The 18,877-nt window shown below is 66.0% G+C and carries 18 protein-coding genes; 2 read left to right on the top strand and 16 right to left on the bottom strand.

All coding sequences use genetic code 11. From position 1 onward, the window contains the following. Nucleotide 1 precedes the first annotated feature (1 nt). The 7 genes from JQ639_RS27165 to JQ639_RS27135 all read right to left on the bottom strand — a co-directional run bounded on the left by JQ639_RS27165 (nt 2) and on the right by JQ639_RS27135 (nt 6,845). Nucleotides 2–844, bottom strand: coding sequence for a CheR family methyltransferase (locus tag JQ639_RS27165; RefSeq protein WP_211962335.1), 843 nt, complete (start codon nt 842–844; stop codon nt 2–4). A gap of 17 nt (nt 845–861) precedes the next feature. Next, a complete protein-coding gene (locus JQ639_RS27160; protein WP_211962333.1) occupies nt 862–1,332 on the bottom strand; it encodes a chemotaxis protein CheW in 471 nt (156 codons plus the stop codon). Nucleotides 1,333–1,414: 82 nt separating this feature from the next. Beyond that, entirely contained in the window at nt 1,415–3,604 is a 2,190-nt protein-coding gene (locus tag JQ639_RS27155; RefSeq protein ID WP_211962332.1) for a HAMP domain-containing methyl-accepting chemotaxis protein, read from the bottom strand. A 28-nt stretch (nt 3,605–3,632) separates the two neighbouring features. Further along, on the bottom strand, nt 3,633–4,106 hold the full coding sequence (locus tag JQ639_RS27150) for a chemotaxis protein CheW (RefSeq protein WP_211962331.1): 474 nt from the start codon (nt 4,104–4,106) through the stop codon (nt 3,633–3,635). After that, nucleotides 4,106–6,163 (bottom strand): chemotaxis protein CheA, encoded by a 2,058-nt coding sequence (locus JQ639_RS27145; protein WP_211964838.1) that lies wholly within the window; start codon nt 6,161–6,163, stop codon nt 4,106–4,108. The genes JQ639_RS27150 and JQ639_RS27145 overlap by 1 nt, the downstream gene beginning before the upstream one ends. Then, a complete protein-coding gene (locus JQ639_RS27140) occupies nt 6,160–6,525 on the bottom strand; it encodes a response regulator (RefSeq protein WP_211962330.1) in 366 nt (121 codons plus the stop codon). The genes JQ639_RS27145 and JQ639_RS27140 overlap by 4 nt, the downstream gene beginning before the upstream one ends. Nucleotides 6,526–6,527: 2 nt before the next feature. Continuing rightward, nucleotides 6,528–6,845, bottom strand: coding sequence for an STAS domain-containing protein (locus JQ639_RS27135; RefSeq protein ID WP_211962329.1), 318 nt, complete (start codon nt 6,843–6,845; stop codon nt 6,528–6,530). A 309-nt stretch (nt 6,846–7,154) separates the two neighbouring features. Between JQ639_RS27135 and JQ639_RS27130 the strand changes: the two genes are divergently transcribed. Further along, nucleotides 7,155–8,234, top strand: coding sequence for an HD domain-containing phosphohydrolase (locus JQ639_RS27130; protein ID WP_211962328.1), 1,080 nt, complete (start codon nt 7,155–7,157; stop codon nt 8,232–8,234). A 26-nt stretch (nt 8,235–8,260) separates the two neighbouring features. Here the strand turns inward: JQ639_RS27130 and JQ639_RS27125 are convergent, their stop codons facing one another. From JQ639_RS27125 to JQ639_RS27110, 4 genes are all read right to left on the bottom strand, one after another. Beyond that, a complete protein-coding gene (locus JQ639_RS27125; RefSeq protein ID WP_211962326.1) occupies nt 8,261–8,578 on the bottom strand; it encodes a hypothetical protein in 318 nt (105 codons plus the stop codon). Between the two features lie 258 nt (nt 8,579–8,836). Further along, nucleotides 8,837–10,771 carry a putative bifunctional diguanylate cyclase/phosphodiesterase gene (locus tag JQ639_RS27120; protein ID WP_211962324.1) on the bottom strand — a complete coding sequence of 645 codons (1,935 nt, stop codon included), beginning with the start codon at nt 10,769–10,771 and terminating at the stop codon, nt 8,837–8,839. 36 nt (nt 10,772–10,807) lie between these two features. Continuing rightward, nucleotides 10,808–11,113: a hypothetical protein gene (locus JQ639_RS27115; protein ID WP_211962322.1), complete on the bottom strand. Its 306-nt coding sequence runs from the start codon at nt 11,111–11,113 to the stop codon at nt 10,808–10,810. Between the two features lie 48 nt (nt 11,114–11,161). Further along, a complete protein-coding gene (locus JQ639_RS27110; RefSeq protein WP_211962320.1) occupies nt 11,162–12,829 on the bottom strand; it encodes a methyl-accepting chemotaxis protein in 1,668 nt (555 codons plus the stop codon). Between the two features lie 491 nt (nt 12,830–13,320). On the opposite strand from JQ639_RS27110, the gene JQ639_RS27105 reads away from it, so the two are divergent. Next, nucleotides 13,321–14,334, top strand: a complete 1,014-nt coding sequence (locus JQ639_RS27105) for a PAS domain-containing protein (RefSeq protein ID WP_211962318.1) — start codon at nt 13,321–13,323, stop codon at nt 14,332–14,334. 61 nt (nt 14,335–14,395) lie between these two features. On the opposite strand, the gene JQ639_RS27100 is transcribed toward JQ639_RS27105, so the two are convergent. The 5 genes from JQ639_RS27100 to JQ639_RS27080 are packed head-to-tail and all read right to left on the bottom strand — an operon-like array spanning nt 14,396 to nt 18,814. Continuing rightward, nucleotides 14,396–15,214, bottom strand: coding sequence for a sugar phosphate isomerase/epimerase family protein (locus tag JQ639_RS27100; protein ID WP_211962316.1), 819 nt, complete (start codon nt 15,212–15,214; stop codon nt 14,396–14,398). Further along, nucleotides 15,211–16,113 (bottom strand): alpha/beta fold hydrolase, encoded by a 903-nt coding sequence (locus tag JQ639_RS27095; protein WP_211962314.1) that lies wholly within the window; start codon nt 16,111–16,113, stop codon nt 15,211–15,213. Before JQ639_RS27095 ends, JQ639_RS27100 begins: the two co-directional genes overlap by 4 nt. Nucleotides 16,114–16,126: 13 nt before the next feature. After that, the gene (locus JQ639_RS27090; RefSeq protein ID WP_211962312.1) at nt 16,127–16,420 is read right to left on the bottom strand and encodes a chorismate mutase; all 294 of its coding nucleotides are present in this window, start codon (nt 16,418–16,420) and stop codon (nt 16,127–16,129) included. Nucleotides 16,421–16,458: 38 nt separating this feature from the next. Further along, entirely contained in the window at nt 16,459–17,508 is a 1,050-nt protein-coding gene (locus tag JQ639_RS27085; protein ID WP_211962311.1) for an SMP-30/gluconolactonase/LRE family protein, read from the bottom strand. Between the two features lie 46 nt (nt 17,509–17,554). Then, entirely contained in the window at nt 17,555–18,814 is a 1,260-nt protein-coding gene (locus JQ639_RS27080) for an FAD-dependent oxidoreductase (protein WP_211962310.1), read from the bottom strand. Between the last annotated feature and the right edge of the window lie 63 nt (nt 18,815–18,877).

The raw sequence follows: 18,877 nt of genomic DNA, 5'->3' as shown, positions 1-18,877 counted from the left end.
CTCATACTCTGAAAATGGTCGGCTGAACCTGGCGCAGCCCGATGGTGCCGTCGTGCACCATCGATTCGGAGTGCCCGACCATGAGAAAGCCTCCCGGCCGCAGATGGCTGCACAGCCGCTTGACGACCTGCTGCTGAACTCGCTTGTCGAAATAGATCAGCACGTTGCGGCAGAAGATGATGTCGACGTCGCGGTCCACCGGATAGGTCGCGTCCATCAGGTTCATGCGCATGAAATGCGTCGTGGCCCGCAGTTCCGGCACGACGCGGACTTCGTCCCGCGACTTGTCCTTTGCCGACAGGAAGTAGCGCTTGCGAAATTCCGGGGGCACCGGCGCGATGACCTCGCGGGGATAGATCGCGAGCTTCGACTGCTGCAGCACGTTGGTGGAGATGTCGGTGCCGAGAATGCGGAAGTGGAATTTGCCGCCGCGACGCACCATGTCGTCCAGCACCATGGCGATGGTGTAGGCCTCCATGCCGGTCGACGACGCGGCGCTCCACACCTTCAGCCGCAGCGGCGCGCCGCGACGGCCGCTCAGCAGCTCCGGCACCGCCACGCGCTGCATGAACTCGAAATGAGACGGCTCACGAAAGAAGTCGGTCTTGTTGGTGGTGACGCTGTCGATCAGGTGCACCAGCTCGTTGTCGAAGTTACGCGCGTCGAACAGATGCTCGACATAGTCGTCGAGGCTGCGGTAGTTGAGCGCGCGAGCCCGCTTCTGCAGCCGCCCCTCGATCATCGAGCGCTTGGCGGCCGGCAGGCGGATGCCGACATGATCCTGCACCAGATCGGCGACGGAGCGAAAATGCTGCTCCGTCAGATGCGCGGCGGCCTGCCACATCGCTGCACCGTCCCGGATCAGGCCGCGGCCTGCGGGGCCAGCGGCATCCCCTCGGACGCCATCAGCCGCGCGAGGTCGAATACGATCACGAACTTGTCGCCCTTGCGGCCGATGCCGGCAATGTAGTCGGACTTCCAGCGCCCACCGACATTGGGCGGCGCCTCGATCCGGCTCTCGTCGATGTCGGTGACCTCGAAGACGCAGTCGGCGACGAAGCCGACACCGATGGTGCGACCATTCATCGGCACGTCGAGAATGATGATGCGCGTCGCCTCCGTCGGCGTCGCCGCCGGCAATCCCAGCTTGACGCGCAGATCGACGATCGGATAGCCGCTGCCGCGCACGTCGATCATGCCAAGCAGAAAGTCCGGCGCGTGCGGCAGGCGGGTGATCGGCCGCAGATCGAGAATCTCGCGCACGTTGCGGATGCCGATGCCGAACACCTCCTTGTCGAGGCCGAGCGTGAGATATTGGGTGGTTTCAGCCATCGGTCGCTCCGAACGGCGCGGCGCTGCGCGACAAACGAAAAAAGACGCCCGGCCCCGTCAAGCGGGGCCGGGCCTGGTGGACTTATCGCTGGAAGTCGGCGTCGCGGTCGTCGCCGCCGCCATCCATGTCGAAGGCGAAACCGCCGCCGCCGGCAGCCCTGGCCGAACGCGCCGGCCGTGCCGCGGGCTTGGCGGGCCGAACGGCCGCCGCCATGGTCGCCGACTTCGAGCGCAACTGCGCCACTGCCCGGTCCGGCGAAAACGCCCGCTCGTCCTGCGCAGGCGCGTTGATCTTGAAGAAGGCGATGGTTGCCTGCAGCTGCTCGGCCTGGGATGCGAGCTCCTCGGAGGTCGTCGAGACCTGCTCGGACGCGCTGGCGTTCTGCTGGGTGACCTTGTCGAGCTGCTGGATCGCCTGGTTGATCTGGGCCGAACCGACGTCCTGCTCGCGGCAGGCGGCGGTGATCTCCTCGACGAGTTCGGCCGTCTTCTTGATGTCGGGCACCAGCCGCGACAGCATCGTGCCGGCCTCCTGGGCGACCTTCACCGTCTCCGACGACAGCGTCCCGATCTCGGCCGCCGCAGCCTGGCTGCGCTCGGCGAGCTTGCGCACCTCCGAAGCCACGACCGCAAACCCCTTGCCGTGCTCGCCGGCCCGCGCGGCTTCGACTGCGGCATTGAGCGCCAGCAGGTCGGTCTGGCGGGCGATTTCCTGCACGATGGTGATCTTCTCGGCGATGGTCTGCATCGCCTCGACTGCACGGCTGACCGCCGCGCCGCTGGCTTCGGCGCTCTTGGCCGACTGGTGCGCGATGTTTTCGGTCTGGCCGGCGTTCTCGGCGTTCTGCTTCACGTTGGCGGTCATCTCCTCCATCGAGGACGATGCTTCTTCCGCCGACGACGCCTGCTCGGTCGCGCCCTGCGACAACTGCTCGGCGCTGGCGGAGAGTTCCTGGCTGCCCGCAGAGACATTCTGCGCCGCAGTCAGCGCTTCCGACACGATGGTGCGCAGACGATCGATCATCCGCTCCAGCGCCATGCCCAGCGTATCCTTGTCGGACAGGCGACGGGCCTCGACCATCAGATTGCCGTCGGCGATGGTGTCGGCGATCTTGGCGGTGGCGTTGAGGTTGACCGTCATGGCGTTGAGCGACTTGATGAGATCGCCGACCTCGTCGTTGCTCGACGCGTCGATGGTCTGGCTGAGATCGCCGAGAGCAACCGCATCGGCGAGGCCCACCGCGCGGCCGATGCCGCGGCTGATGTTGATGGCGATCCAGGCCGCCGATACCACCGCGATCACCAGCGAGATGATGATGATGCTGATCAGCAGCGTCTTGGCGAACGCCGCCTCGGCCGAAGCCGCCGACGAGATCGCGTCCATGCGCTTGTTGGCATAGACGGCATAGTCACGGAACGCGGCCAGCGTCTCGCTGGTCAGCGCCTTGCCTTCCGTCATGTTCATGGTGGCGGCCTTGAGATTGCCGGCCTCCACGACGATGCCGAGAATGCGGCCGATCATCTTGACCAGCTTGTCCTTCTCCGCCGCCATCGCGGCGGTCGACACGTCGATGGCATCGAGCGCCTTCACCGTGTCGGCGAAGCGGGCATTGAACGCCTCGACCTGACGACCGGCGAGCGCGGCGTTGGTCTCGAGATCCTGCAGGCTCTGCGCCGAGAAGGTCATCGTCAGCGTGCGCGTCGCGCGCGCCGCCTCCAGGCGCATGGTCTGCACCAACAGCAGCGTCTTCGTTGCGTCCGCACCGCCGGCCTTCGCGATCTGGCCGTAGGCCGCCTCGATGGCATCGTTGAGTGCCTTCAGCGTCGGCTGGCCCTCGTCCGCCCAGAGCTGCGCCGCGCGGTTGTTGGAGTTCAGCTTGGCGTTCTTCATCACCTGATCGCCGACCGCGTTCAGGCTCTTCATCTTGGCGTTCGCGATGTCGAGAAGGCGCCGGCCCTCATCCGTGGCATGCGAATACAGCACGTCGTAACCCTTGAGCGCCGCGGCGCGCCGCTCGGCCGCCTCGGCGATGAAGCCGTCGGTGTCCTTGTCCGACAGCGCCATCACCGCATTCTTCTCCGAACGGATCTGGCCCTGCAGACTTTCCGTCAGCACGTTGAGCTCGGTCAGCCGCTGGGTCTGCGCGAGGATGTCGTTCTGCGATGTCTCCAGCGACACCAGCTTGTTGTAGGCGATGCCCCCGGTGATCATGGACAGCGCGATGACCGCGCCGAAGGCGCTCGCCAGTTTCGCTTTGACGGAAAATCTCATTGCTCAGCCCTCAGGGTCTCGACAGGTGTCAGTTCAGGATACGCTGCATATTCGGTACGATGACGAACGCTTCATTCCACTTGGCGATGAAGCGCACGAACTCGGGACGCCAATGCATGCCGACGCGGGGCGTCTGCTGCACATCGGCGTGGGACAGCTCGGTGACCTCGTGCACCTTGTCGGCGACGACGCCGACCAGCACGGGATCACCATCGAGTTCGACTTCGAGCACCACGATGCGGGTATCCGAAGTGGTGTCCGGCCTCGCCATGCCGAAGCGGGCATGCAGGTCCGCGAGCGGAATGACGTTGCCGCGCACGTTGATGATGCCGGGCAGGAACGGCCGGGCGCCGGGCACCGCGGTAATCGGCACGGGATCGATGATCTCGCGGACGAGGCCGGCGTCGAGCGCCACCGTCTCCTCGCCAAGGCCGAGCATCACCACCTGCATCTGACCGGCGGCACGGGCCGCTTCGGCGGCTTCGGTGTTGGTCTGCGACATCACGCGGCCTCGTGAACGGTCTGCGTGCCCGACTGGGCGATTGCGAGCAACTGCGGAACGTCGAGGATCAGCGCGGCCGAGCCGTCGCCGAGAATGGTGGCGCCGGAAAACATGGTGACGTCGGCATGCAGCTTGGACATCGACTTGATTACGGTCTGGTGGTTGCCGATGATCTGGTCGGCGACGAGGCCGACGCGACCGTCGCCGGTCGATGTGATGATCACCATGGGATGGTGCTCGGCCTCGCCCGCCTGGCCGAACACGCGCCGCAGCCGCACGAACGGCACGAGGTCCCCGCGCACGTTCAGGAAGTTCATGCCGCGGGCGCGCTCGTCGGCAGGCGGCAGCTCGACGCACTCCTCGACCGCCGACAGCGGAATGATGTAGCGCTGCGTGCCGACGCGGATCAGCAGTCCCTCGATGATGGCGAGCGTCAGCGGCAGCCGCAGCGTGACCGTGGTGCCTTCGCCCGGCACGGTCGTCATGTCGATCGTGCCGCGCATCGCTTCGATGGTACGCTTGACGACGTCCATGCCGACGCCACGCCCCGACAGCGCCGAGATGGTTTGTGCCGTCGAGAATCCGGGGTGGAACAGGAACTGGTGGATCTCCTGATCCGACAGTGGCGTTCCCGGCGCGATCAGGCCCTGCTCCTCGGCTTTGGCGCGGATGCGCGCGGTGTTGAGGCCGCCGCCATTGTCGCGCACCGTCACCAGCACCTGGGCGCCGGAATGGACCGCCGTCATCTCGATGCGGCCACTCGCAGTCTTGCCGGCGGCCGCGCGCCGTGCCGGATCCTCGATGCCGTGGTCGATGGCGTTACGGATGAGGTGGACCAGCGGATCGGCGAGCCGCTCGATCATGGTCTTGTCCAGCTCGGTGTCCTCGCCCGATGTTACGAACTCGACCGGCTTGCCGAGCTCCCGCGACAGATCGTGGATCAGGCGGCGGAAACGCCCGAACAGCGAGCCCATCGGCATCATGCGCGCGCCCATGGTGGTGTCGCGCAGGCTGGATGCCAGTCGTTCGATCTCCTCGGCGATGAGCTTGATCGACAGATCTCTGCTGGCCGCCGCGAGCTGGGTCAGCCGCGCCTGGGCAATCACCAGTTCACCGACCCGGTCCATCAGTTCGTCGAGACGCTCGGCCTGCACGCGCACCGTGGCGATGCCGCGCTCGTCGGCACGCTTCGTCTCGTCACGCTTGGCCACGGCGGCGACCGGCGCTGCCGGCGCCGGCGCACCTGCGGCCGGGACGTCGGCCGGAGCCGCGGTCGTCGGCAGCGCGGCGGCGTCGAGCACGCTCTCCTCGAATACGGGGCTGATCAGCGGCAGCTCCTGGCTGCCGTCGAGCGGCGCGAGTTCGAGCTTCATCTCGTCGAGCACGAACATGAAGACGTCGCGGATCGTCGCCTCGTCGCAGTCGGCGTGCAGCACCACATCCCATGTCAGGTAGCAGTACTCGGGCTCGAGCTCATCGAGGGTCGGGATATCGTCGGTCAGCGGCACCGCGAAGCAGGCACCGAGCTTGCGCAGGTCGTCGAGATAGTCGAGCGGATTGGACCCGTTGCGCAGGATCTGGCCGTCGAAGGCCATATGAATTTTCCAGCCGCCACCGGGCGCGGTGGCCGGCGCCGTCATCGCGGGCAGAACATCGGCGGGCGCCACGTCGGGCACGCCGTCCTGCGGCTGCATCACCCGCCGCAGATCGTCGAGGATCGCGTCGCCGATGATGTCGTCGGTAGTGCCGGGCGCCTCGATCAGGGCCCGGATATAGTCTTTTGCGCCAAGCGCGGCCGAGATCAGGTCCTGCGTCGGCGTGATCTCGCCACGGCGGACACGGTCGAAGGCGGTCTCGAATTCATGGGTAAAGGCCGCGACCTTGTCGAAGCCGAACATCGCGCCCGATCCCTTGATCGTGTGCAGCGCGCGAAACGCCGCATCGATCAGCTCGCGGTCATCCGGCCGAAGGCCGAGGTCCAGCAGTGCCGCTTCGAGCACTTCGAACAGTTCGCTGGCTTCCTGGCGGAAAACCTCGGTGGGATCCATCATGGTCAGGAACGAACCAGCTTGGCGACCACGGCGAGCAGTTGCTCGGGCTTGAATGGCTTGGTGATCCAGCCCGTCGCGCCGGCGCTCTTGGCTTCCTGCTTGGTGGCGTCGCTGGATTCAGTGGTGAGAAATACGATCGGCAGCCCAACCAGCGTCGGCATCCCGCGCAGCGCGCGGATCAGCTCGAGGCCATTCATCACCGGCATGTTGAGATCGGTGATGACGAGATCGACCTTGCTTGCCTTGACCTTCTCCAGCGCCTGCGCGCCGTCGCCGGCCTCGAGCACGCTATGGCCGGCGGGACCGAGGACGACCTTGATCATCTGGCGGATGCTCGGCGAGTCGTCGACGGTGAGAATGGTAGCCATGGTCAGGACCCGTTGTTCGCTGCTGGTGGAGAATTATAAGGCCGCGAACCTGTCGCGAAGCCAGCGCGCTGAAGCGCGTTGCGCAGCGCCTGCGAGAACGCCCGCAATCCGATGCGACGCCCCTGCTGCTCGGCGGTCTTCGTCAGTGACAACAGAAGCTGGACGGAGGTGACGTCGGCCTTCTCGACCGCGGAGCAGTCGATGTCGAGCTGCTGCTCGCGCCCCGACGCTTCCCGCACCATCTCGTAGGTGCTGCGGATTGCACCGATGCTGCAGTCCGCCGGGAGGCGGACCGAATGCGAACCTGACTGCTTTTCCATCGAACCCGACGCCCGCCCGTCGGCGGGTTGCCGTCCAAACGTTCGGACTGCTCCCGCCGGCTCCTTGCCTGGAGTAAGAATTTACCAAAGTCGTTATCAAACTTTTAACGACGATGGCCTGGCCGCCACATTTCGGGACACTCACGGAGCAAACGCGATTGGGGATGACGCGTCGCTGCTTTACGCTTCATTAAGACAACAATGACGAGTGCCGCCGCCCGAGCGCACGGGACGCCCGCGCTTAGGTTCCCGTTAAATCCGGCGCACCTAGCGTCAGCAGACGTACTTTAATGCCGGAAACCGGGACAAATGACCGTACAGGCCCTGCTGGTCGACGACAGCCCCTCGATGCTCGACCTTCTCACGCGTGTCGTCGAAGCCGACGGCAGCGTGCGTGCGCATCCGCATGCGGACCCGCTCGCGGCGCTGGAGGCCGCACGCACGACCGACTACGACATCGTGCTCGTCGATTACCAGATGCCCAGGCTCGACGGTATCTCCTTCATTCGCGCACTGCGTGAGTTTCCGCGCTTCGTCGACGTGCCGGTCGTCATGATCACCTCGGTGGAGGACGAGGCCGTCCGCCTGCAGGCGCTCGAAGCCGGTGCCACCGACTTCCTGCCCAAACGGCCGCAGGCGACCGAACTGAACGTGCGCCTGCGCAACCTGATCAAGCTCGGCGCCGCCGTACGCAAGCTCAACAACCAGACCGAGATACTCGCGAGCGAGGTCGCCGCCGCGACCCGCAAGCTGCAGGAGCGCGAGGAGGAAATCATCCTGCGCCTCGCACTCGCCGTCGAATACCGCGACAACGACACCGGCGAACACACCCTGCGTGTCGCCCGCTACAGCCGACTGATCGCCGAGGAGCTGGGGTTGGCGCCGCGCTTCTGCCGCGAGATTTACCTCGCCGCACCGCTGCACGACGTCGGCAAGGTCGCAATTCCCGACCAGATCCTGCTCAAGCCCGGCCGTCTCGACGCGGCGGAGATGGCGACCATCCGCACCCACGCCGACATCGGCAGCCAGATTCTCGCCGACAGCCACTGCGAGCTGATCCAGCTCGCTGCCGTCATCGCCCGCGGCCATCACGAACGCTGGGATGGCTCCGGCTATCCCGACGGTCTGCGCGGCCGCGAAATTCCGATCGCCGCCCGCATCGTCGCCGTCGCCGACGTATTCGACGCGTTGACCATGAAACGCCCGTACAAGCAGGCGATGCCGCTCGTCGAGGCCCGCGATTACATGGCCCAGCGCAGGGGCACCGAATTCGATCCGCTGTGCATCGATGCTTTCCTCGCCCGCTGGGACGAGGTGGTGGAGATCAGTGGCACGGCCGAAGGGCCGAACGCCACGCGCATCAGCGCCGCCCGCCTGCAGCCGGCCTGACCTCGAGCGGCCTGCGACGCGCGCATTCACGCACTGACGTCGAGATACGAGCCCGGCTTGCTGCCTGCGCTCGACAGCTGCTGATGGATCGCGCTGGCCATCGACTGCTCGAGATCGGTGCGCGTCTCCGGCTGCATCTTGCCGAGGTCGGCCTCCGTCAACCCCATGGTCTTCAGCAGCGATGCGCGCATCTGCTGCCCTGCCGACGTCGCAGCGTCCTGCGCGGCCTGTGTGGCGGTCGGCGCGGGATCGTCCGTCACCATCATCTTGCCGGGCTTCACCTTCGAGACGTCGATGCGATACTGCGGCGCAGTGCCGATCGCGCTGTAGGTCAGGGAGCTCATGTCGCCTCTCGCAGCTTCCGCCGGCTTCGTCGCCCCCGCAGATGGCGGCGGGCGTCGTGCATCGGCCTTCGGGATCTTCTGCCGATTGCAAGAAGCGAAATCCGTGCCACAAGGCCGCCGAACTCCGGCACCGCGCCTGACAGCAAATGCGTCGTGAAAACACCGTGCGTGGCGTGGTCACCCGTAACAGGCACGCGACAGCGCGCCGAGCAGATCATACCGGGCGGCAGAAAGTGCCGCCCGGGCAGGCCATCGTCGTCATGCCACCTCGACCGCCCCGGATCCGGCGAAGGCCATGACCTTGTCGCGCGCCAGCGGCTTGCCGAAATAATAGCCTTGAAATTCCGAACATCCCAGCGCGCGCAGCACCTCGGCCTGCTCGACCGTCTCGACGCCCTCAGCCACCGACTTCGCGCCGACGTTCTGGCACAGCTCGATCACCGTTTTCACGATACCGGCCTTGATCGGATCCGTGCACAGGCCGGCGACGAAACAGCGGTCGATCTTGATGATGTCCGGCGCGAGATGATGGATGTAGCTCAGGCTCGAGTATCCGACGCCAAAGTCGTCGATTGCGATCGAACATCCCAGCGCCTTCAGCGCAGCGATGGAAGCCTGCACCAGATTGAGATTATCGACAAAGATCGACTCCGTGATCTCGAATGTCACGCGCCCAGGGGACAGGCCCGAGCTGCGGATGATGTTCATCAGGCCCAGAATCTGTTCCGACGACGTGAGGTCGCGCACCGACAGATTGACCTTGAGGCCGGTGTGCTGCGGCCACTGCGCTGCGTCCTGCAGGGCCTTGCGCAGCACAGTGCGGGTCAGCGCATAGATCAGCGCGGACCGTTCGGCGATCGGAATGAACGCGTCCGGCTGCACCGCGCCCAGGTCCGGACTGTTCCAGCGCGCCAGCGCTTCGAACGAGATGACGCGGCCGCTCCGGGCGTCGACCATCGGCTGGTACATCACGACGATCTCGCGGTCCAGGTTCGCGCGCCGCAGCGCCTGTTCCAGACGGCTCGTCTGGCGCACCAGATGCTCATGCTCCGACGAGAACAGCTCGACGCGCCCACGGCCATTCTGCTTGGCGCGGTATAGCGCGTAATCGGCACGTTCGTAGTGTTCGAGTGGACCCTTGCCATCTCCGGCGGCGATACTGAGACCGACGGACAGGCCGACATGCACCGTGAGATGGTCGATCACCACCGGTGCGGCGCAGGCGGCAATGAGCCGCTGGCACACGTCCGGCGCTGCTTCCTCGACATCTTCCCCGCGCAACAGCACGGCAAACTCGTCACCGCCGAGCCGGGCGACGCAGGCCCCCGCGGGAGCCAGCGCCGCCAGGCGTGCTGCGATCTCCCTCAGCACCTGGTCGCCGACGATATGACCGTAGAGATCGTTGATCTGCTTGAATCCGTCGAGATCGCCGATCGAGACAGCAAAGCCGACTGAATCGCCGGCGATGCTTTCGAGTTCGAAGAAGAAACGGCGGCGGTTTGGCAAGCCGGTGGCAGCATCGACATTGGCGAGTTCGGCGTTTTGCCTGCTGAGACGTGCGAGCTCGGTCCTTGAGCGAACCATGGCTTCAAAATCACGGGAGAACGCCAGAACGACATGGAACATCCCCGCTGCGACGAGGACGAGGTTGATGGCGACCGCGATTTCGATCGGTTGCCCGATGATGATGAGGCGACCGCAGAACAGCGGGACAACGATCAGGATGATCGCGAGCGCTGCGGCGCGTACGTGCATCAGCAGGAAGACGCAGCTCACCATGGTAATGCCGACGAACAGCACCACGTGGCCATGGCCGGTCAAATAGCCGCCGGACCTCTCGATGTCGTAGGGATAGAGCGCCAGAGACCACAGCACGAGCACCACGCCGATGAGACTGCCGAGCACAGCCGTGAGCAACACATTCTTTCGCGCTTGCGCGAGATCGAACGCGGCGTCACGGCGACGATACCACGCCACCATGCGCACGGCGACCAGCACGGTCACTCCGGCCGGCACGTAGACGGAGAGAAGCGATGGTGCCGCCGCATAATGGGTCGCCGCCAGCGCGACGACATTGACGATCAGGACGAAGTACAGCAGCGGCGCCCGCCGCTTGAACGCCTCGATCTGCGCCAACAGAACATCGTCGCGGCTTTCGTCCATCAACCCCAGCGCGCCCATGATTGCCCGCATATCCCCCTCCCGTACGCCGTCCGCCCCTGCCCGTCGCTAGACTCGCTGCAGCGCGTTCTGGCCCCCGTCACACATGCGCACCAGTTCCTCCATCGCGTCGCGCGCCAGCCTCATCTGCCGCTTCAGTCGGGTGACCTCGCCCTGCAGGTGGTCCCGCCCCACGCCGGGTGGCAGCCGGTTGATGGCGTTGGCCAGCGACGCCTGAGCGATCTCGATCTCGATAATCGCATAGAGCAACCAGCCGAGATCGCGTGTCGGACCGAAAGACTCACTGCCCGGCTGAGGGCGGCCTGCAGGCTGCGCCGCACTCCGCATCGCGGGAAACTGAATCACTTCATTCATTTCATCATCTCCGTCACAAATTGGCTCATTCTGGCACTGAGAGAGCAATCATCGGCCGATGCTGGCCGCCTCCATGGCTGCGCGCTGCATGCTCGCGGACATCTCGCCGGTCACAGCGCTCTGCTGCTCGATCGCGGCTGCCGTCGTCGAGACGTACTGGCTGACGTTCTCGATCGCCGACTTGATGCCGCCGAGCGACGACAGCACCTCCGACGAGATGCCATTGAGCGCATCGATCTCGCTGCCGATCCGCTCCGTCGCCTGGCGCGTCTGGTTGGCGAGGGTCTTGACCTCGGCCGCGACCACCGAGAAGCCGCGGCCGGCGTCACCGGCGCGCGCCGATTCGATGGTGGCATTCAAGGCCAGGAGATTGATCTGCCCGGTGATCTCCTGGATCAACTCGACGATGCCGCTCATCGACCGTGCCGCGTCGCTCAGCCGCTTCGCCCGATCGTCTGCGGCATCGACCCGCGCAACCGCATCGACCACGGTGTCGCGCGAGCGCACCATGGCGTCCGAGATCTCGCGCACCGACGAATTGAGCTCTTCGGCGCCGGCTGCGACGGTTTCCATCAGGCCTCGCACGTGTTCACTCTTCATGCGTGCGACGACCTGCGGGGTCGTATCCATCGCGAACTTGATGACCTTGAATGGCCGGCCATCCGGATCGAGCACCGGATTGTATGAGGCCTGTATCCAGACCTCGCGCCCACCATTGCCCACGCGACGGAATTCTCCTGCCTGGTAGCTGCCCTCGCCGAGCTTCGTCCAGAACGCGCGGTAGGCGTCAGAGTCTCGCTCCGCCGGATCGACGAACATGCTGTGATGACGGCCACGAATGTCCGCGAGCGAATAGCCGACCGCCTGCAGAAAATTATCGTTGGCATCGAGAATGCGGCCCGAGAGATCGAATTCGATCACGGCCTGTGACCGGCCGATCGCCGCCATGCAACTGGCGAGTTCCACCGCTTCGCGCTTTCTCGCGGTGATGTCGGTTCCGACCTCGAGCACCCCGACCGTGCGCCCTGCATCGTCGAGAACCGGAACGCAAGAGGCCGTAATCCAGATGGCCCGGTCGTCCTTGCCTTGTCGCCTGAACAGGCCGGTCCGATCCTCGCCGCGATTGATGGCTGCCCAGAATTCGCGATAGTCCGCGGCGTCGCGCTCCGCCAGAGGCACGAGCATGCGATGGTGCTGCCCCACGACCTCCTCCGCGGTATATCCCATAAGCCTGCAAAAATTGTCGTTCACCGCGGTGATCCGCCCGTCCGGCGCCAGCTCGACGACGATCTGCGCCCGTCCGATCGCCTGCGCTTGCGCTTCGAGCTCGATCCGGCGCCGCTGCGACGAGGCGTCGCTCCAGCCGACCGCGAAGCCCGCTGCGCGGCCGCCGCTGTCTCGCAGGCGCACGGCTGAAAGCTCGAACCAGTGGCTGCCGACCTTGACAAGTTCCGCCTGGCCTTCGAACAACTTTTCCCAGCCCAGCTTCCGGCCGAGAGCCAAATCGAGCCAGCCGAACAGATTCCGTCCGACCATCGTGCCGCCGAGGTCTGGAGCGATTTGCTGGAGCGCAGGCGCGATGCTCGCCAGCAGCCGCATCATCGCCGCGGTGAGATGGGTGACCTCCCCACCAGCGTTCGCGATCATCAGCTGGACTGGCAGCGCCTCGACGGATGACAGCGGGAGAGTCTTTTCGGAAAGCAGGCGACGAAGCATGACACATTCCTATTCCAGCGCCGCGCCATCGAGCGACCTGCATGCCAGGACTGCGTGCGCCGCGTGATGACGTGACAAATGACTGCGAGGGAACTCGTTGATGACCGCGGTCGGGACGATCGGCTCGCCATCGGCGAGCGCGATGCTGGAAATCGCCTGGAGCGTTCCATTGTGAACGCGCCATGCTGCGTCATCCGCTGCTCGAAGCGCTTGCCGCGATACCGATCTTGCTGCGTGCCGCATCGTCCCACCCGTTGATGAACGCAAGGTAGGAAGAGCCCGCTTAAAGGGGCTCTAGCACGCGGCTGCTTTTTGCTTTCCGCACATGTGTAAATGTGACTTAAAAGGGATCAATTGGAACAAAAGTCAACTGAAACGCGGCAAATTATATCACTCGCAACAAACATGAATGAAAACGCGCTGTTCCAATTATGGTATGATTCTGCACATACATATTCATCAGAGATATTGCGACGGCTCGTTCTTCTCAAATGCATCAACGATCAAGAACGCTTTGGACCTCATCCGCCCACCTCTTAGCTGTCGCGCAACGCCAAGGAGGTCTCGGCTTCTGGTCCGGTGATCTTGCAGCCAACGAAATCTACGGAACGGATGGTTTTTATCGCTCGCTCGGACTCGGCGTCCGGTCACTGCTGAGCTTCTCGGAATGGCAGTCGGTTGTCTATGCAAGTGATCTGGACATCTTCCTGTCGATGTTCGCACTGCTGCGCGATGGCCAGTCGGTTTGTCGCGATTTTCGTATCGTTCATCCGGATCGCTCGGTGCACTGGATTCGCGTCGATACCGACGCAATTGTCGGCGCCGATGGTCAACTGAGGCGTGTAGTCGGCGTACTCCTCAACATCGACAGGGAGCGCGAACTCCTGCTTGCGGCCGAACGCGAGAACGACCGGTTCCGCATGCTGGTCAAGCTGACGGGTGACTATGTCTGGACGACCGACATCAACGGCGCGATCGTCGAGCTGCAGGCTTGGCAACCCCTGACCGGGCAACCGCCAGAAATCCAGACCAGTGCCGGCTGGACGAAAATGATCCATCCGGACGATCGCATCCGTGTGACGACCGAATGGAAGGCTTCGTTCGAAAACGGCCGCCCTTACAACGTCCGCTACCGATTGCAGCATGCTGACGGGCTTCATCGCTGGGTGACGGTGACTGGCGCGCCGATTTTCGCCGAGAGCGGAAACGTGCGGGAATGGATCGGCCTCATCCGGCACGACGCGCCGATCACGACGCCGAACAATACGGAAAAGCGCGACTGGGCCTTCACCAGCGCCCAGGTGCGCGGCGCGCGCGCCATGCTGAACTGGTCCGTCGATACGCTGTCTGCAGCGTCCGGCGTCTCGGTCGCGACCATTCTGCGTTTCGAGAGCGAGAAAACCAGCCTGCGCGATTCCAGCAAGCTGCAGCTGTACAACGCGCTGGAGCAGGCCGGCATCCAGTTCAGCAGCGACGGCTCGTCCATCAGCCTGCGCCCCGTCTGACGCCCGATCCCGGCGCCGACGCGGAGGAGCGGGCAAGCGCCGCCGTCCACATCGTGGGTCGTCAGCGATCATCGACGCCGAGCACGGCGAGTGCCGTCGCGCGGACCTCGCGGGCCTGCTCGGCGAACGACAGGTGGGACCGCCGGCGGTCCGGCGCCTCGATGCCGACCGGGCGGGCCGGAGCAGCCGCCAGCAAAGCGCGCAGCGGCAATTCGCCCTCGCCCGGATAGCATCGCCTGGCGCGCGCCTCGTCGCGCATCGCCGCGACATCGGACGGCGGCACCGCCGGCGCGTCGCACAGGTGAAGGTAGTGGATCGCCTCCGCGGGAAGCCGCGCCAGCTCGGCGACACTGCCGCCGGAACGACTGAGATGCAGGGCATCGACGAGCAGGCCCGCCCCCGCCTGCCCGGCCGCGGTCACCAGCCCGGCGGCTTCTCCGACCGACCGGACCTCGCTGTAGGGGATGAACTCGAGCGCGGTCATCAAGCCATAGCTGCGCGCGAGCGCGGCGAAGCCGGCGAAATTGTCGACGAGGCGTGCCCGTTCCGGATCGTTCCCGACCACCAGCGCATAGCGCGCGCCCAGTTCGGCGCCGAACGCGATGGCCGCTTCGAGCGCGCGCAGATCGGTCGCGGCCGTCAGCCAGAACGCCTCAACGTCCAGCACCGTCAGCGCAGATGCAGCGAGGCGCGCGCGGATGGCGCGCTGGTACGGCAGATCGCCGATCACCGGCCGCATCGGCACGTCGGGCATCGGCGGAACGATGCGCATGCCGATATGCGAGAATCCGGCCGCGTCGGCGGCATCGATCAGGTCGATCGGATCGGCGCCGAGGAGCGTGAGCTGCGCCAGCGACAACAGGCGGGACGCGGCGGTCATGACGGATAGACCCGCGCCAGGAATGGCAGGACGTGCGCCAGTACCTCGTCGGGCGCCTCCTCCGCCAGCATGTGGCCGGCGGTGACCGGCGCACCCTCGACCGCATCGGCCCAGCGCCGCCATACCTCGACCGGCGTCTCGCCGAACACGGTGCGGCTGTCGTCCCACAGCACCTGCACCGGGCACTGCAGCTTGCGCCCGGCAGCGCGGTCGGCGCGGTCATGGTCGAGATCGATGTTGGCGCCCGCGCGGTAGTCCTCCATCATCGCATGGCGCACCTGCGGGCGGCGGAACGCCGCGACATAGGCCTCGACCGCCGCCGGCGACAGGCGATCGCGAAAGCGCGTCATCTTGCGCAGCGACCATTCCAGAAAATAGTCGGGATCGCTCGCCAGCAACCGCTCCGGCAGATCGAAGGGCTGGGCGAACATGAACCAGTGCCACGCGCCGAGCGCAAACGTCCGGTCGACGCGCTCCCACAGCTCGATCGACGGCACCACCGTCAGCGACACGAACGCCGCCACAGCATCCGGATGGTCGAGCGCGAGGCGATAGGCGACACGGGCGCCGCGATCATGGCCGAGCAGGGCGAAGCGAGCGAAGCCGAGATGGCGCATCACGGCGAGCTGGTCGTTCGCCACCGTGCGCTTGCAGTAGCGTACATGGTCCGGATCGCCCTGCGGCCCGGTGCTGTCGCCATAGCCTCGCAGGTCCGCGGCCACCACGGTGTAGCGCTGCGCCAGAACCGGCGCGACCTTGTGCCAGGCGAGGTGGGTCTGCGGATAGCCGTGCAGCAGCAGCAGCGGCGGACCGTCGCCGCCGACGACAGCGGCGATACAGGCGTCGCCGAGATCGATATCACGGCGGGCAAATCCGGGGAGCAGATCGTTCGTCGTCATCGTCTTGATCATTTCACTGGGTATCGTTGCAGGCGAGATCGTGATGGCGGATCACCTCACGGATGATGAAGGCCAGCATCTTCTCGGCGAAATCCGGATCGAGATGCGCGGCGCGGGCGAGGCTTCGCAGGCGCTCGATCTGGATTTTCTCGCGGCGGGGATCGCCGGACGGCAGGCCCAGCTCCGCCTTGAGCGCGCCGATCCGCCGCGTACATTTGAAACGTTCGGCAAGGATATGGATCAGCGCCGCATCGAGGTTGTCGACGCTGCCGCGCAGCTCCTGCAGCTCGGGAGGAATCTCGATCATCTCGTCCGTGTATCCAGCTTGAGGTCGCGCCGGCCGCGTCAGCGCGGGCGGCCGGGGATGAGGGTGTGGATGCGATAGAGGCTCTTCTTCGCAGTGATGTAGAGATCGGTGCGGCCATCCCGCGTCGCCAGCGCCACGTTGGTGATCGCCGGCTCGTTCGGCACAGGAATATAGGCGATTTCCTCGCCCTTCGAACTGTAGACATGCACGCCGCGCCGGCTCGCCGCCTGCACTGCGGCATAGACGTTGCCGCTGGCGTCGACCGCAAGGCCGTCGGGTCCGGCTTCCTTGCCGTAGTCGGCGATCACGCGCTGGTTGCTGGCGGTGCCATCGGCGGCGAGATCGTAGGCCAGCAGGCGCATGAAGCCGTTGCGCTGCGGCACCTTGTCGATGCGCCGGTCCGACAGCAGGAAGTCGTGCTCGGCGACATACAGCGTCTTCTCGTCCGGCGACAGCGCGATGCCGTTGGGCCTGGCGACGTCGGCGAGGATGAGATGCACCGCGCCGTCGGTGTCGATGCGGTAGACGCCGAACACCGGCTGCTCGATCGGCTCGTGGCCGAAGTAGCGGGGATCGGTAAAGTAGATGCGGCCCTGGCTGTCGATGTCGAGGTCGTTGGGTGCATTGAACGGCCGCCCCTTGTACAGGCCGGCGAGAATGGTGCTGCGTCCGGTCTTGAGGTCGGTGCGCACCACGGCGCGGCCGCCGAAATCGGCGCCCTGCGTCACCACCATGCGCCCCTCGCGATCGAACTTGATGCCGGCCGCCATGCCGCTCGGCGAGCGGAACACCGTGGCCTTGCCGGTCGCCGGATCGAACACCCAGATGTTGCCGGCCTCCATGCCGGTCGCAAAGGTCATGGTGATATCGCAGAAGTAGATGCGCCCGTCGGGCCCGACCGCCGGCCCTTCCGTCCAGAAGCCGCCGTCGAACACGCGCTCCAGTGTTGCGCCGGGGGCGACGACGGGACCTGCGTCCAGTGGTGGCGTCTGTGCGCTGGCGGCGGCGAGCGTGGCGATCATGGCCGCGACGGCAAGGCTGAGCGTCCGCCACAGGCCGGCGGCACGACGGTCGACGATAGTGAACATGGTGATCTATCTCCCCTTATGTGTCGTCTGCGGCACATCGCCGTGCTCACACCAGCGCGCCCTGCGCCTGTAGCGCCTCGCGCACCACGGCGGCACCGGCGATGCGACGCGGATCGCGCGCCGCGGCAACGCCGGCGGCATGCCCCGTCGCGAATGCCGTGCCCATCACCCGCAACGAGCCATAGGCCAGCGCATCGCTGCCGACATTGCGGCCGGCAAGCCAGAGGTTGCGGATGCCCCGCGCGCACAGAGCGCCATAGGGAACGTCGAAGAAGCCGTCGCCACCGATGGCGTGATAGATCGCGCGCCCCGGCGCGGCATGAACCTCCATCGGCCAGCCGGCGCGGGCAATGCCGTCGGCGCGGCGCTCGCCGCACCCGGCGGCCTGGGCGGTCACCATTTCCTCCGCCTCGACATGGCGGCTCTCGCGGATGCCGACCTGCGGCCCGCTGGAAATGACATAGGCCTGCTCCAGCCCCGGCTGCTTGCGCAGCGCCGCGAGCCAGGCATGGGCGGTCTTGCGGCCGAGCCGCTCGGCATCGCTCTGGCTGGTGCAATCGGCGCCCTGCACATCGAGATCGATCGCCATGCACCACAGCTCGCCGCCCGCCGGCAGCGGCCACCAGATGCCGCCATTGTCGCGCAGCGGCAGATCCGGATGGACCGCGCGCAGTGCCGCAGTGGCGCTGGCGAGCACCGTCGGCGTCAGCAGCGCCGGGTCGGCGATGCCTCCGACACGGATCGGAAACGACGCGGGATAGACGCCATCCGCGCCACCGCGCGTCAACCGCGGCCGCAGGCCCGCGCGGGTGGCGAGGTCGGCTTCGCCGCTGGCATCGACGAAAGCCGACGCCGCAATTTCGATGGTCCCGACATGATCGGTCAGCGTCACCGCCTGGAGCGCGCCATCCGACACCTGCGCCCCCGTGACCATGGCATGCAGCACCACATCGAGGCCATCCACCGTGGTGAGCTCGTCGAGCACGACCTTGAGCACCTCGACATCCAGCGTCACGATCCAGTTGCCGGACTTCGAGCGGCGCGGCGTCACGTCCTGCCCGGCCTCGGCCAGACGCTGCAGCAACTCGGCGCCGACACCACCGATGATCCGCTCCGGCTCCGCCGCCTGGCGGAAGAAGCCGCAATAGGTCGGCACGTTGCTGTTGGTGATCGCGCCGCCGAGAAAGCCATAGCGCTCCACCAGCAGCGTGCGTGCGCCGCTGCGCGCGGCGCCGATGGCGGCGGCGACGCCGGCCGATCCGCCGCCCGCGACGACCACGTCGTAGCGGCTTGCCAATTTCACCATCGTTCGATCACCCCGGCCTCACGGACTACGAAAAGCGGCGCCCGGGCGTTTCGCCGGGGAGCC

Origin of the sequence: Bradyrhizobium sp. U87765 SZCCT0048 (assembly GCF_018131225.1) — a bacterium.
In the GTDB taxonomy this organism is placed as follows: domain Bacteria; phylum Pseudomonadota; class Alphaproteobacteria; order Rhizobiales; family Xanthobacteraceae; genus Bradyrhizobium_A.
Note: the sequence above shows the minus strand (reverse complement) of the source record. Positions and strands in the feature narration are given on the sequence as shown.

Bases quoted from the DNA above. Each gene is read 5' to 3' on its own strand.
- JQ639_RS27165 (WP_211962335.1), bottom strand. From the start codon at position 844: ATGTGGCAGGCCGCCGCGCATCTGACGGAGCAGCATTTTCGCTCCGTC.
- JQ639_RS27160 (WP_211962333.1), bottom strand. From the start codon at position 1,332: ATGGCTGAAACCACCCAATATCTCACGCTCGGCCTCGACAAGGAGGTG.
- JQ639_RS27155 (WP_211962332.1), bottom strand. From the start codon at position 3,604: ATGAGATTTTCCGTCAAAGCGAAACTGGCGAGCGCCTTCGGCGCGGTC.
- JQ639_RS27150 (WP_211962331.1), bottom strand. From the start codon at position 4,106: ATGTCGCAGACCAACACCGAAGCCGCCGAAGCGGCCCGTGCCGCCGGT.
- JQ639_RS27140 (WP_211962330.1), bottom strand. From the start codon at position 6,525: ATGGCTACCATTCTCACCGTCGACGACTCGCCGAGCATCCGCCAGATG.
- JQ639_RS27135 (WP_211962329.1), bottom strand. From the start codon at position 6,845: ATGGAAAAGCAGTCAGGTTCGCATTCGGTCCGCCTCCCGGCGGACTGC.
- JQ639_RS27130 (WP_211962328.1), top strand. From the start codon at position 7,155: ATGACCGTACAGGCCCTGCTGGTCGACGACAGCCCCTCGATGCTCGAC.
- JQ639_RS27125 (WP_211962326.1), bottom strand. From the start codon at position 8,578: ATGAGCTCCCTGACCTACAGCGCGATCGGCACTGCGCCGCAGTATCGC.
- JQ639_RS27120 (WP_211962324.1), bottom strand. From the start codon at position 10,771: ATGCGGGCAATCATGGGCGCGCTGGGGTTGATGGACGAAAGCCGCGAC.
- JQ639_RS27115 (WP_211962322.1), bottom strand. From the start codon at position 11,113: ATGAATGAAGTGATTCAGTTTCCCGCGATGCGGAGTGCGGCGCAGCCT.
- JQ639_RS27110 (WP_211962320.1), bottom strand. From the start codon at position 12,829: ATGCTTCGTCGCCTGCTTTCCGAAAAGACTCTCCCGCTGTCATCCGTC.
- JQ639_RS27105 (WP_211962318.1), top strand. From the start codon at position 13,321: ATGCATCAACGATCAAGAACGCTTTGGACCTCATCCGCCCACCTCTTA.
- JQ639_RS27100 (WP_211962316.1), bottom strand. From the start codon at position 15,214: ATGACCGCCGCGTCCCGCCTGTTGTCGCTGGCGCAGCTCACGCTCCTC.
- JQ639_RS27095 (WP_211962314.1), bottom strand. From the start codon at position 16,113: ATGACGACGAACGATCTGCTCCCCGGATTTGCCCGCCGTGATATCGAT.
- JQ639_RS27090 (WP_211962312.1), bottom strand. From the start codon at position 16,420: ATGATCGAGATTCCTCCCGAGCTGCAGGAGCTGCGCGGCAGCGTCGAC.
- JQ639_RS27085 (WP_211962311.1), bottom strand. From the start codon at position 17,508: ATGTTCACTATCGTCGACCGTCGTGCCGCCGGCCTGTGGCGGACGCTC.
- JQ639_RS27080 (WP_211962310.1), bottom strand. From the start codon at position 18,814: ATGGTGAAATTGGCAAGCCGCTACGACGTGGTCGTCGCGGGCGGCGGA.